The 14,662-nt window shown below is 36.9% G+C and carries 9 protein-coding genes; 3 read left to right on the top strand and 6 right to left on the bottom strand.

The window, feature by feature from the left end:
- Nucleotides 1-277: 277 nt before the first annotated feature.
- Entirely contained in the window at nucleotides 278-5,866 is a 5,589-nt protein-coding gene (locus CYJ36_RS21475) for a 5'-nucleotidase C-terminal domain-containing protein (RefSeq protein WP_180850527.1), read from the top strand.
- A gap of 158 nt (nucleotides 5,867-6,024) precedes the next feature.
- On the opposite strand, the gene CYJ36_RS21470 is transcribed toward CYJ36_RS21475, so the two are convergent.
- Nucleotides 6,025-6,687, bottom strand: coding sequence for a 2OG-Fe(II) oxygenase (locus CYJ36_RS21470; RefSeq protein WP_101569293.1), 663 nt, complete (start codon nucleotides 6,685-6,687; stop codon nucleotides 6,025-6,027).
- 379 nt (nucleotides 6,688-7,066) lie between these two features.
- Complete coding sequence (gene psiE / locus CYJ36_RS21465; protein ID WP_101569292.1) at nucleotides 7,067-7,528, bottom strand: phosphate-starvation-inducible protein PsiE; 462 nt, start codon at nucleotides 7,526-7,528, stop codon at nucleotides 7,067-7,069.
- Nucleotides 7,529-8,430: 902 nt separating this feature from the next.
- Between psiE and CYJ36_RS21450 the strand changes: the two genes are divergently transcribed.
- Nucleotides 8,431-8,928 carry an SRPBCC family protein gene (locus CYJ36_RS21450; RefSeq protein WP_101569289.1) on the top strand — a complete coding sequence of 166 codons (498 nt, stop codon included), beginning with the start codon at nucleotides 8,431-8,433 and terminating at the stop codon, nucleotides 8,926-8,928.
- A 468-nt stretch (nucleotides 8,929-9,396) separates the two neighbouring features.
- Here CYJ36_RS21450 and CYJ36_RS21445 read toward each other — a convergent pair whose 3' ends face one another.
- A complete protein-coding gene (locus tag CYJ36_RS21445) occupies nucleotides 9,397-11,112 on the bottom strand; it encodes a GMC family oxidoreductase (RefSeq protein WP_101569335.1) in 1,716 nt (571 codons plus the stop codon).
- Nucleotides 11,113-11,440: 328 nt separating this feature from the next.
- On the bottom strand, nucleotides 11,441-11,770 hold the full coding sequence (locus CYJ36_RS24185; RefSeq protein WP_308315401.1) for a hypothetical protein: 330 nt from the start codon (nucleotides 11,768-11,770) through the stop codon (nucleotides 11,441-11,443).
- 394 nt (nucleotides 11,771-12,164) lie between these two features.
- On the opposite strand from CYJ36_RS24185, the gene CYJ36_RS21430 reads away from it, so the two are divergent.
- Nucleotides 12,165-12,992, top strand: a complete 828-nt coding sequence (locus CYJ36_RS21430; RefSeq protein ID WP_101569287.1) for an NmrA family NAD(P)-binding protein — start codon at nucleotides 12,165-12,167, stop codon at nucleotides 12,990-12,992.
- Between the two features lie 972 nt (nucleotides 12,993-13,964).
- On the opposite strand, the gene CYJ36_RS21420 is transcribed toward CYJ36_RS21430, so the two are convergent.
- Together CYJ36_RS21420 and CYJ36_RS21415 are read right to left on the bottom strand one after the other, a co-directional pair.
- Nucleotides 13,965-14,264, bottom strand: coding sequence for a spore coat protein (locus CYJ36_RS21420; protein WP_101569286.1), 300 nt, complete (start codon nucleotides 14,262-14,264; stop codon nucleotides 13,965-13,967).
- A complete protein-coding gene (locus CYJ36_RS21415; protein ID WP_101569285.1) occupies nucleotides 14,257-14,469 on the bottom strand; it encodes a hypothetical protein in 213 nt (70 codons plus the stop codon). The genes CYJ36_RS21420 and CYJ36_RS21415 overlap by 8 nt, the downstream gene beginning before the upstream one ends.
- Between the last annotated feature and the right edge of the window lie 193 nt (nucleotides 14,470-14,662).

Here is a 14,662-nt window from a genome sequence, read left to right as displayed (position 1 = left end):
AAGCTCTTGAAGTTACGAAGATAGTTCTAAAATACCCAGTGCCTGTCACTCCTAAAAAAAGTCTAATCGATAAAATTCGGGTAGTGACTGGCATTTTTTTAACGATTTTTTCTTATTATTTCACAATTCGTCAATTTTTTACATAAAATTAATATTAGGTCAATATTAGGTCAATTGTAGGAGGTTAAAATTTGTATGGGGAAGAGTTTGCTGTTGAAAAGTTGTGGATTTATTCTACGATCATTTCAGTCTTCAATCAAAAAAAGGAGGAAAAACATTGAAAAGAGGACATAAGAAGAGTTTAAGTATTGTCACGGTGCTTGTCTTGCTTACAAGTTTAGTTTCACCATTTGCTAATACTAATGCAAAGGCTGAAACTTCTGTAGCTGCGGATTTGATTATCTCAGAATATATTGAGGGATCCAGTTTTAATAAAGCTATTGAGCTATACAATGGAACAGGTGCAGAGATCGATCTAAGTGGGTATACTCTAGAACATTATAATAATAGTGGAACTGCACAAACGGGAACAACTACAACGAATCTTGTTTTACCATTAGATGGTAAGCTTGCAAATGGTGATACATACGTCATATCTCGTTCAGATGCAAATCCTTCTATTGCTGCTGTAACGGACAAAATCGATACAAGCAAACAAGTCATTAATTTCAATGGTAACGATCAAATCGTACTTAAGAAAAATGGACAAGCAGTTGATTCAATTGGTCAAGTTGGATCAGTTGAAAATGTTCTAGCAGATGTTTCTCTTGTTAGAAACAGCAATGTTCTAACAGGAGATACAATTATTAATGATGCCTTTGATAGAAATAAAGAATGGACTAATTTGCAGAAAGATATTTTTACAGATTTAGGAAAACACACCTTTGGGAATGCCGATCCTGGCGAACCAACCGATCCAGAACCAGTTCCAACCATCTCTATTGCAGATGCACGTAAACAACCTGTAGGTAGTACTGTAACGATTGAAGGTATTGCCACAACGAATACAGGTCTTTGGGGCAGCGAAACTTTCTATTTGCAAGATGCAAGTGCGGGGATGTTTGTTTTTAGCAGCCCGCAAAATGTAAAGCCAGGAGATAAAATAAAAATAACTGGTGAATTACTAACATATAAAAATGAACTAGAGATTAAACCATCAAGTCTTGCAATTCTTTCATCCGGCAATGAACTCCCAGCGGCACAGGCTGTTACGAAAGTAGATGAAGCTACACAAGCTGAACTGCTCAAATTGGAAAATGTTACAATCACTGAATTGAGTAAAGATGGCTATGGAACTGCTTTCTTCCAAGCAGTGTTTGAAAGCGGAGAAAAAGTAAGGGTTATCCATGATAATCGTACAGGCTCTAATTATGATGAACTAATTAAGCATTACAAAGAAGGCGATAAAGTTCATCTGACAGGAATTGGATCTGTTGATGAAACTGGATTCCACTTAAAAACTACTGGTCTAGATAGCTATGATTTGGTTAACAAGCCTTCCGTTTATGCAACTCAGGCACAAGGCGTTGTTCCAGCTGGTACAAACGTCGAATTGAAATCAGGCCTTGAGGGCGCTGAAATCTATTACACAACAGATGGTTCAGCCCCAACTCTATCAAGCACAAAATATGTTGCCCCAATTGCATTGGAAACTGGTGAAACAACCATTAAAGCGATTGCGGTTACTAATGATAACACAAGCGAAGTATTTACCTTTACTTATAAAATTTTAAATACTGAAGGTATTTCAATCCTTGATATTCAAGGAAAAGGACATACTTCCGAATACAATGGATCTTCAGTTACAAACATCACTGGTGTTGTAACTCATGTCTTCGGTTCAAGCAGCTTTGTCATGCAGGATGTTGATAATGCAGATAATGACAGTGCAACATCAGAAGCAATTGAAGTATACAAATCATCTCATGGGGTTTCTGTTGGCGATAAAGTATCTGCTAACGGAACAGTTACAGAATATGGTGGTGGTGCTAACCTATCTAAAACACAAATTACTGCAACTACAGTGACAAAAACAGGTACAGCAGAACTACCTGAACCACTTGTAGTCGGGAAAGATATTGTGCCTCCAAACAAAATCATTGATAATGATAAAATGGAATCTTTTGATCCAGCAGAAGATGGCATTGACTTCTGGGAATCCGTTGAATACATGCGCGTTTCATTCCCGGATGCTCTTGTAGTTGGACCTCCATATAATAATGATGTTCCAATTATTGTTGAAGGCACATCAAATAATGAATTGAATGTTCAGGGCGGACTAAATATCGCAAAAGACGATTATAACCCTGAAAAGATCTTCCTGGACAATGTCGGCAATAACTTCCAGCCGGGCGATAAGTTTGGCGGCGATGTAATCGGTGTCCTTACTTATGCAAGCGCTGGCTATCAACTAGTAACGGATAAGACCAAATTGCCTTCTGTAATTAGATCAAACTTAAAACAAGAAGTTACTCATATTGTACCTGCTGAAGATAAATTAACAGTTGCATCTTACAATGTTGAAAACTTCTCAAACAACACAGCAAATACACCAGATGAAAAAGTAGCTAGAATTGCAAAATCATTTGTAGACGATATGAAGTCACCAGACATTATTACACTAGTAGAAGTGCAGGATAATGATGGAGAAACTAATTCTGGCAATACTGATGCATCTGAAAGTTATAAACGTTTAATCGAAGCGATCAAAGTTGCAGGCGGCCCAACATATGAATGGACAGATGTTGCTCCTGAAAACAATACTAACGGTGGTGCACCTGGCGGTAATATCCGTGTTGGTTACCTATATAATCCAGAACGCGTTACACTCGCAGAAGCAATAAAAGGTAGAGGAACGCAAGCAAACGAATGGACCGAAGAGGGTAACTTAATGCTGAACCCAGGTGTAATTAATCCTGATAAATTCTCTGGAACACGTAAACCAATCGCTGCAGAATTCGAGTTCCAAGGCCAACGTGTAGTAGTTATCGGTAATCACTTGAACTCTAAAGGTGGAGACGAATCTCTTTGGGGATCAAGCCAACCGCCTAAATTGGGCTCAGAAGCTGAACGTATAAAATTAGCACAAGAAATTAATAACTTCATTGATACAGGTCTTGCAAAAAATCCTGCTCTGAATGTTGTTGTTGCTGGAGATATGAATGATTTCGAGTTCACACCGGTTCTTGATACACTTAAAGGCAATGTTTTAACAAATATGGTTGAACAAGTTCCTGCTGAAGATCGTTTCTCTTACTTTTTCCAAGGAAACAACCAGGTATTAGACCATATTTTAGTTTCAAATAATTTAGTAAATGCTGCTACAGCTGATATGATTCATATCAACGCAAACTTTACTGAAGCACAGGGTCAAGCATCTGACCATGATCCTGTATTGGTTCAACTTGATTTAGCTGATAAATATGACCTAACTATCATGCATACCAATGATACCCATGCAGCTTTAGACAATATGCCTAAGACAGTGACTGCTGTAAAAGAAGAAAGAGCAGCAAACCCTGAAGCACTTCTTCTTCATGCAGGGGATGCATTCTCTGGCACCTTGTATTTCAATGAATTCCAGGGTGAAGCAGACCTGGCCTTGATGAACTTGATGGGCTTTGACGCAATGACATTCGGTAACCATGAATTTGACTTAGGTTCTTCACAAGATGGCCATCAAGCATTGGCTGACTTTATTAAGGGAGCTAACTTCCCATTCGTAAGTGCAAACGTTGATTTCTCAAATGATGCTAAATTTGATGGAATATTCAATGATTCCGTTCCAGCGTCTTTTGAAAATGGCGAAATTTACAATGGAATCATTAAAGAAGTAAACGGTGAGAAAGTTGGGATCTTCGGTTTAACAACTGAGGAAACAGCTGATATTTCCAGCCCAGGTTCCATTGCATTTGAAAACTATCTTGCAGAAGCAGAAAAAGCAGTAAAAGCTTTTGAAGCACAAGGTGTCGACCGGATTGTCGCATTGACTCATATTGGTTATGACGATAATGCAGCAATTGATAATGACTTGATTCTTGCTGAACAAGTAGAAGGAATTGACGTTATTGTTGGTGGACATAGTCATACCGCATTGACAAAACCAGTTGTTGTGGCAAAAGATGCAAGTCCTACCGTAATCGTACAAACAGGTAATGCGAACAGCAACCTAGGTGTATTAAATGTTGAATTTGATGAAAATGGTGTAGTCGAAGCTCATGATGGTCAATTAGTTGCAATTAGCGGCAAAGAAGCTGATCCTCAAGCAACAGAAGTATTGGCACCATACAAAGCAAAAGTTGATGCAGTAGCTAAAGAAGAAATTGGAGTAACTTCTCCAATTGAATTGGAAAACCCACGTACAGACGGCGATAATACAAAGCCAAGTGTACGTAAAAACGAAACAATCTTGGGTAACTTGATTACAGATGGAATGCTTGTGAAAGCAAAAGCATTCACCGGTAAAAATGTCATAATGGCATTGCAAAACGGCGGTGGTATCCGTGCGGCAATAGATGCTGGCCCGATCACTGTTGGCGAAGTAATCACAGTACTTCCATTTGCTAATACGTTAGCAACCATGGAGTTAACTGGTGCTGAGCTAAAAGAAGCATTTGAAATCTCCGTAGGTAGATATCCAGGAGAAAATGGCGGATTTTTACATGTAGCTGGTGCTAAAGTAGAATTTGATTCTACGAAACCAGCAGGAGAACGCGTTGAATCCGTATCTTACTTAAATGAAAATGGTCAATATGTAGAAGTTCAAGACGAAGTACCTTACACGATTGCAACTAATGCTTTCACAGCTAAAGGCGGAGATGGTTATGGTGTCTTTGCGAAAGCATATGAAGAAGGCCGTGTAACAGATTTAGGTCTATCGGATTGGGAAAACTTCCGTGATCATTTAGTAAGTATTGGGAGCAAAGGTATCCCAACTGAAGTTGAAGGTCGAACTGTTGATGTGAGTGTAGACCCAGGAGAAAATCCAGGAGAAAACCCAGGAGAAAACCCAGGAGAAAACCCAGGAGAAAACCCAGGAGAAAACCCAGGAGAAAACCCAGGAGAAAACCCAGGAGAAAATCCAGGAGAAAATCCAGGAGAAAACCCAGGTAATAAACCAGGAGAAAATCCAGGTAATAACCCAGGAGAAAATCCAGGTAATAAACCAGGTGAAAACCCAGGTAATAAACCAGATAAGGTAAAAGAAATTAAACTGCCAGTGGTTAAAGAGGGTAACAAGTATACAATTAGTGAAGATGCTCTTGAAAATCTTGAAGAGGAAGCATTAGTTGTTGTTGAAGTTGATGAAAAGATAAATGCAACATTAACCCTTACTAAAGACCAAATTCAAGCTTTGAAAGATGCAAGTGCAGTAATTGTGGTAAGCAATGGAAATGTAGATGTAAAAATTCCTGCTTCTATCCTGCCATTAGCAGAAAATCTGGACATTAAATTGAAGAAAATGGAAGTGGAAGGTTCACTGGGTGTTTATGACTTTACAATTGAGGCTGATGGCAAATCATATCATAAGTTCAATGAAAAAGTTAAACTAACATTCAAAGTTGATCCAAAACAAATTAAAAATCCTAAAAATGTAAAAGTTTATTATTGGAATGAAGAGGAAAAAATTTGGGAACTAATCGGTGGAGAATACAAAAATGGTGAAGTCACAGCTTATACCGATCACTTCAGTACGTTTGGTATATTCGAAGTCGAACCAGATTCTAATATGATTCCAACTCAATCTGAACATGAACTTCCGAATACAGCAACAAGCAACATTAACATTTTACTAGCAGGATTAATGTTAGTTCTAGCTGGCGGGATTTTATACTTCGTTAAGAGAAGAAATATTAATTCAATTTAATATTTATTAGTAAATAAAAAAGGAAGGCGTGCGAATTTAATGCACGCCTTTTCCTATGTCATTTTGATTATTTAATTGGTATTTGATATTTACAATTTGATGTTATTTCATTAATAAAACTGATTTTCATCACTCGTTTTTTAACCATCGAACAACTGTCAACGTGCAGATAATTTTTGTCTTCTCATCCATTGTGTTGCAACCCACTTTTCTCCATTTAGAACTGGCGCTCCACCATGTAAAGTTAGTTCGTTTACGTTTTTATCGTTATAGAAATATTCGAAATACACCGCCATCCCTTTTTGTGGGGATACTGAAAAATTCAGTTTAGGAAAAAAAGTTTCTCCCCCATGCTCAACATCATTTAAATACATGACGATTGTGCTAATTCTATTATTTTTTGCTGCTTTACTTGCAGATGTAAAAAAATCAAAATGAGCTTTATACTCTTGACCGGGAGTATATTTAAGAATTTGAATACCTTCCCCATGTTCAACGGGTATATTCATAATAGAAGATATTCTTTTTTCAATTGTGGTAATGATGTCATTTTCTTTTTCTTGAAAAAACATACTACTACTTGTTCTTATCTCATTTACTTCGTGTGTAACTCCAATTTTAGAACGATGCATTTTGTCTTTTGACAATCTAATTAGTTCTTCACATTCTTCATCACTCAAAACATTTCCTAAAATGACTATTAGTGGTTCTTCTAATCTAGCAATTATATTAATTTCTCTATCTTCTGTTTTGATTTTATTTCCAATGTGATTAAAAATAGTTAGTTCTTTACTATTTGATTTATTACTATCTAATGTCAACAATCATCGACCCCTTAAAAGATTTAATTTTCAGAAAGATTAATTTGTATTTCTGTAAGCGATTACTTATAATAATTATATCATGAACCTCCATTATATAACTGTTCCTTATTCAGCTAACAAATACTTTAGTTGAATTAAGCGTTTTATGGCTGAGGCCATATTTTAGTTATTCCAAAGGGCGCCCTTGTTGAATAATTAAATCCCAATTTCTCATTTATATCACTGAGAGATTGGGATTTTTAATACTGTAATACCCTTAACGTTGTAAATATGCGATTACCTATACTGTAATTTAAATAATTTTTACATTGAAGACATGTAAACAACGTATTCTTATTGACAACAAGCCTAGCATCATCGAATTCTAACCAATTATTTATTTATTGAAGGATTTCATGGCAGGTGTATTGTTAATAATATAGTAGCTCAAAATTAAAATGAGGATAACGAAAGCATGTAATAATGTATTGAATGGGTCGTCATGATCAACAATAATTAAGCGGATCATTGCTGTAATGCCAATGTAGAGAAAGTATCGCATCGGAAAATGGTAGTTTTCACGGAAATATTTTACAATCATTGAGATAAATTCAAAATATAGAAAAAAGACAAGGATCTGTTCGAGGAAATGTTGAAAATTAGGTGTATCAGATGTGACAATGAATTCTACAAAATGAATGATTTCTTTAGCCATTAAAATACATAAAACCGTCGCAAGTATGATTAATGATGCATTTAAGATAAATTGTAATATTGATGGGACAGCGATATGAAAAGCCGGAAGTTTACTAAACTCGAAAATTGCTTTTTGCGAGGTAATCCTCCACGTCTCTCTCATTCATTGATGACCCCCTTTATCTTCGTATACACATTACTGCACTATTATTCCAATAGCAATTAAAATCATTTTTAATGCCTTACCAGCTTCTTTGCTGTCTTATCCAGATGCAAGTCATCGTACAGCTTGCGCCGCCAAACATGGACATGCTTCATATACTTTATGCATTTGACGTTTTGATGTATCTTTACTAATACAATGCCTTCAAATTCAGTGGCTTTCTTTACTAATATTACAATTGCTTCACAGGTCAGCTTTTGACAAAGATATTGATTGTCAAATCGATCTCATCATTATCATGAATTACATTGATATTATCATCTCAAATCGAAATTTTGTTAAAAAACGGAATATTATCTAACACATAAAATAAAAAATGTAAGAAAATATAACATTATTTGATTCTAGGGTCCAAAGCAAAAATGCGAATTTTAAACGCTAATTAATTACCAAAAACGTCTAATATCCAAAATATTAGTACTTTGTTAGGTTCTGTAAACGTCCGTTTGTCGGGCGGTTTTTTTGAAGTAACGTGCAGTTTAGCTGAAGATATTTCTTTTATTTTTGTTCCGCAAACGGGCCAGATTGTAAAGTAATTCATTTTCCTAAAATAGATATTCATTGAAAAGACCGATTCACCTCCCCTTGCTATACTAAGTTAATTAGAGATAAATACTTTTCTTCAATATTACTTGCTAAACATCTAAGTGTGCTTTATAAATCAGGAGTGGTGGAATTTTATGCGGAAGCAAATCGTCGAATTTATAAGCTTCGTTCAGAACCCTTTAAGTCATTAAACATTTGGTTGGAACATTATCGTGAAATATGGGAAGAAAAACTCGGCAGCTTGGAACTTTATCTGAAGGAGCTGCAGAATAAAAAACAATAATTGGAGGAATAAAATGTTTACAAAAACCGAAATCACCCGTAGTTTCAACGCTCCTCGTGAGCTTGTATTTAAGGCATTTACCGAATCAGAACATCTGCAGAACTGGTGGGGCCCAAAAGGATGGGCTTTTGATATTTCTAAGTTTGAGCTTCGCCAGGATGGTGTCTTCCATTACAGCCAGACATCTCCTGACGGTAATGTAATGTGGATCAAATTTGTATATCATGAAGTAAATGCTCCAGAGAAACTCGTTTACACCTCTTTCTTTTCTGATGAAAAGGGTAACATCGTACGTGCTCCTTTTAAAGACAACTGGCCATTGGAAACTCTTAATACTTTTACATTCACTGAGCATGAAGGTAAAACAATACTTACGATGATTGGGACACCTGTATCCCCAACTGAGGAGGAAATGAAAACTTACGAGGAGTCGCAAGAAATGGTTCGGGAGGGCTTTTCAGGAACCTTCGTTCAACTGGCTGATTACCTCTCAAATATTTCAGAAAACTGATATAGGTCAATGACGAACAAAAGAACAATGAGAACACTGTTAATAGCAGTGTTCTCATTGTTCTTGGTAATTATTTATTTTTACTGATTTTAAACGAACGGGTGCTTTAGTTGAACTAAAAAAGTGATTATTTAAGAATGAGGATAATTTTATGTTATTCCATTAAGGGCGCTATCGTATTATAAGGTCTACAAGTCATTTCTGGTTGGCCAACTTTTTATATAGGACGGTCGGGCGCATGGGATTAGATCCCGTTCAGAATATTGTCCACCCTCTACTTGCAGAAACATGTTTGAGGCTGGTTGGGACTCAGATCTCGTATAACAAGCGAAGCTATGATACTGCAAGATAGGTTAGGGGCTACCGACTAATTTAAACTGAATAAACAAACTGTTTGATGCCTCACGGCGTCGATTGTATTTTGTTGAATTTATTGGATATTATCCGTCTCTTTTCTATACCTTATTCTTAGCATTCATAATCTTCAAATGCCTCATCATCCACTACATATGGGTCAGAATCCTCTCGAATAAATCGTACACAAGCTAAACCAATCATTTGCGAAGGGATAGAAGTGTTGCCGTCTGGTAAAATTGGAGAGATTGAAAGATCTGCGACTTTTAGGTTTTTAGTACCAAAGACATTGAGATATCCATCAACAACTCCTTCTTGAATGCCCCTAGCCATCCTACATTGTCCGCCGAAGTGTTGAATATTGCGATACGTAGCTTTAACATATTTAGCAATCTCTGCTTTTTTTTCTGCTTCATTTGTCATTTCAAAGACATCTTCAGCAGGGTATACTAACTTATAAATACCTTTAGGATCAAGTTTTCGAGCTTTCTTCATAATTTTGTAAATTTCAATATACTGATCAATCATGAATTCTAAGTCATTCTGATCTTGCAATGGATTGAGGTTAACGGAAGGATAAACTTCAGGATCGCTGTGAGCGGCCAAAATCGATCCTCTGCTTCTCGGGTTATTGTCGAAAGGACCAATACTCATTACATTTGTCTTTTTATTTGGATCAAACGCCCAGTTGTTAACGAAGATAACTGGTGGTGGAAGAAAAGAAGGTGTTATGCTGCTATAAATTTGAAGACGGCGACCTCCTGTTTCACCTTCTCCTTTATGAGCACCTAGTGGAAATGGTAGATCAGGGTCAGCATCTCTCACTTTTAGAAGTCGACTAGTTTCTACTTCAACCCCCACTCCAGCAGTAAATTGAGCTTGGAAGTTGTATCCAACATTAGGACTCTCTGATAATGTTGATACACCGATTCTGGCTAAATCCATAGGATTTCCGATTCCTGAACGTTGAAGTATGACTGAGGAAAAATTACCCGCAGAGATAATGATTCCTTTTCTTGCAAAAGCTTTTTGTGATACCCCATTTCTGACAAAATCAACTCCTACAGCAATGTTAACCCCTCTTTTTTGTTTAAATAGGATTTTATTGACGGTTGTTTTTGCGAAAATAGTCAGTTGTCTTCTACCAACTCCAAACTCATCTGGGTGGAACTCATTCCCTTGTGTGACAATATTTTCATTTAAATATCCGGTTGCTGTTGATGAACGAACAAATTTTCCGTCCACCTTTTTGTTCATAGCCTGTGATTTATAAAATGTGCAATCTTTTACTCCTGTATTATAGTCTTCAACAATTGGGATACCTAAAACTTCTGATGTTGCTTTAGCTAAAGTAATTGTAAGACCATCTTTAGGAATTATTTGTTGTCTAACAAAAATAGGACCTTTTGTTCCCCGTTCTTCCGGTTCTTGTGTCTCTCCTGTATAAGTTTCATTTTTTTTGAATAATGAACTTATATTTTCATATTTCCATTGAGGTCCAACAAGCTCTCCCCACTGATCATAAAGTTCACGACTTCCCCTTACGGCATACATGGCATTATGTTCTGAGCTTCCACCAATTGCTCGACCACTTGAGATTCTTAGCTGGCTATTAATATTAGGTTCAATTGTAGACATTATATTAAAGGAGTGTCTGTTATCGGTAGCTAACAGGCCTGATCCTGGGTTAGAAGCACTGCTTAACTCATTTCTCATGTTTGTCCCTGCCTCAAGAGTGAGTACAGAAGTTCTGAAATCATCTGATAATTCTTTTGCGACAACCCCCCCAGCGGTTCCAGCGCCAATGACGATATAATCAAAATATTTCATTTTTTCTTTTTTTGACACACTATCATTTCTTTCAATATCGGATTCAGAACGAATAAATACCATATTTGACACACCTTTCAATATCGGATTCAGAACGAATAAATACCATAATTTACTTTAAAAATCCTTTCTCAATTTATGTATAAAGCAGCAGATTTAGAATAACGATTTTCACTATTTACTTAACCTGAGCTTCTGGTTCTTTTAATCCTCGGTTATGTTAACTAGGTTTGTATAAAGTATTCATGTAATACTTTGGCATTTGAATTGTTTCTATGTAACAAACGAGCCAGATAGTGGAGGAAATGAAAAACAATTAAACCCATTCTCATCTTAGGAATGGGTTTATATAGGTCATCTGATTGTACACCTTATTTAAATAGAATAGATATCGAGCACATGAAATTGAACTTTCGTTATGGTGTATTTTGACATGTTGAATTTTATAAGTTGTATAATCTCGTGGCAGCATCGAAATTTTCGCTAAATGTTTAAAAGACGGCCTTGTGACTAAATTTGTCAGATAGGCTGATTGATTACTCCCCGGCTTTCTCCTTTTATTCAGAGCGTGAATCATTTGTTCAGCGTTCTTTATTCCTAATCCATGTCCAAAATAAGTACCATCTCCAAGAACAACGGCATTTTCTCCTCTCCAAATCTTAGAAGAGATTGTTAATGTACTTAAAGTAACGGAGCAGGTTTATTGAAAAGGGAATTTAGGCCCCCTATAGTTCTACATCTAAAGTTGTAGGGGATTTCAAACTATACCTGGATGTAATAATTTATGTGGAATGTAAAAATAAATATAAGAAGGTTTAAAGGGGTTTTTTTGAAAATTACAATAACTCCGCTTCGATTTGACATCATCTTCTGCAAATATCCTGAACACCAGGAACATAAGAATAAGGAAGTCTTTTGCAAGGAGTTACTGAATATGTATGAGACCAAAATGCATGAGATCAACCAACACAAGTAGCTGCTTTAACGATGCGAGGTTAAATTTTGGCTGAGAAAATCAATAAGATGAAACAAGAATGGGAGGATGGAAACGAATGACCATATTAGTGGCAGGAGCAACGGGGACCGTAGGGCGGCATGTCGTAGATCAACTTATTCGAAAGGGAGAAAAAGTAAGGGCATTGACACGTAATCCGCTACAAGCCAATCTCCCTGCAGGTGTGGAGGTTGTTGCGGGGGATTTAAGTGAACCAAGTACGCTTGTTTCTGCTTTGGTTGGCGTAAGCGGTTTGCATTTGATTACTACAGGCGCCGAATATACTCCGTTACAAACGGGACCAGAAATCGTTCAGCTTGCTGAGAAGGCTGGAGTACGCAGGGTTACTGTTTTATGGAACGGCGAGAAGGGCCCTTTTGAGAGTGCTGTTGAGGCAAGTGCCCTGGAGTGGACTCAACTTCAAGCCTTTGAATTCATGGCAAATGCACGAAAATGGGCAAACTCCATACGCTCCGAGGGGCTGGTTCGAGATCTGTTTGGGGGATCACCAATTGCTCCTGTTCATGAAGCTGATATTGGAAGAGTCGCAACGGTCGCACTGACTGAGGACGGTCATGCAGGTAAAATATATACCTTAACAGGGCCTGAGAGTTTGTCAGTTCAAGATAAAGTTCGGATTATTGGCGAGGTTATCGGACAGGAAATCCGATTTGTTGAGAGTTCTGAAGAAGAAGAACGTGAGCAAATGAGGAGGATGGGTGTTGAGGAGGATGCCATTGACTATGTGATAAACTGGCACCTTAACCCGCCTCAATCCGCTCATAAGGTATTGTCGACCATTGAGGAAGTAACAGGACAAAAACCGTATACTTTCGCAGAGTGGGTTAAGACTAATACAGGATATTTTATTAATTCTAACAGCTAGTCATTCCGGAAGCTATTGAGGCAGTGAAACTAACATCGGCGGGAGAGCATATTGAACGGCAGACCTGGTCTTGTCCCTGGTTTCCATTTCGAGAGTGGCTGCCATTGATGCCATAAGGCTCTAATCGGTTGTTGTATAGCTTTGACGTATACTGGAAGCCCTGATCCGAATGGAGAACGGCTCCAGCTACGTCTTTTTTCTTTATCCATTTATCTACCGTATTTAACACAAGTTCGAGATCGTTTCTCTGGGATAGCTTTTGCATACAAAAACTCAGTTCATTGTAAACGGAGTTAATAAGTTATTCCGTTATAGCACCTGTTAGTCAAATAAGTGATTTCTCTTTGTTTAGAGAATATCATCTGTACTTTGTGCGTTTTTCTCCGAAATAACTATACTCAGAAATATTAAGTTTATCCCAAACCCAAGCTTGAAAAATTTCGTCTATTCCTTTTTTTACTTCTGTGTCATCCATATCCTCGTCAATACCTAATTACTCAAAAGTGAATGTTTCTGTCTCACTTGAACCTTCATATTTTGTACCAACTGAAAAAGTAACTGTTTTAACCATTCATTAATCCTCCTATATATTTCTTAGGTTAGGTCTGATACGTAAAAATTGTACTATTCTACCATTTAATGGTAGATATATTATTTATAATAATCTCATAAAAGTCCCATATATTTGTGATATGTCAGTAGTCATCCGGCACTAAAATGGGAAGCCAATTAGCACTACAATTAGCACACTAAATTTATAATGGACAATACCATTGTACTATTACTAAATAGGTAACTATTTCTTTTCAGAAACGATTGTAAACCTTGTAATAACACTAAAAATAGCAGGTCAAATTCATATGCGAATTAGCCTGCTATTTTTAGTGTTATTTACAGTTTTCCTTCCATAAACGGAACCCCTTAGTTTAATAGCAGCTGATTTTTTATTGTATAAAACATACGATACTACCCCTATTGATCTTTAAGGTTTAAAGCGGTATGTGCATCCTGCAGTCTCACATTTAATTGGTCACCTAAATGATTAGGGTGATAATATCCATTGGCAATCATATAATCTGTTATTTTGGCATGGGTATCCACTGCATTTCTTAATTGCTCGCGAAGAGCTGATTTCAGTTCAGGTGTAGCTGTTTCCGTAATAGCAAATGCGAGATTTCTGACGGCAGATTTAGATGAAATCAGAAAATCCGAGGCGATTGCCCGTTCTGTTAATCCTTCCATTCCAGCCATATTTTGCAGGAGATTAGTCATTGTGAGTCTCCTCCCGGTTTGTAATAAAGGTCTGAAGTTGCTTCAGATCTTGACTTCCTGATTCTAAATCACCAGAAAGAATCGTTTTAAGATCTCCATCAGGAAGCAATTTGCTCATAGTTACAGCTTTTGTTAAACATACTGTTTTAAATGCAATTAACTCGAATGTCTCCAGTGTTTCATGAAGTCCTAAATATTTTGTCAAAAGTATCTCTCCTATCTTTAAAAACTTCTCTTATCTTGCTTCAGACAGGAGATTCACATTCCACCAAAAATATTCCATTGAATAATATTCACATATTAAAGGGATTTTAATTTAAGGAGCATTCCTGTTAGAAGGATTTTCGGGCACTTGAACAAAAAAGAGCCCTCTTGGTATGATACGGGGTGTCAAATCG

The sequence above is a fragment of the Bacillus sp. UMB0893 genome (assembly GCF_002858905.1).
GTDB lineage: Bacteria > Bacillota > Bacilli > Bacillales > Bacillaceae > Bacillus_P.
Note: the sequence above shows the minus strand (reverse complement) of the source record. Positions and strands in the feature narration are given on the sequence as shown.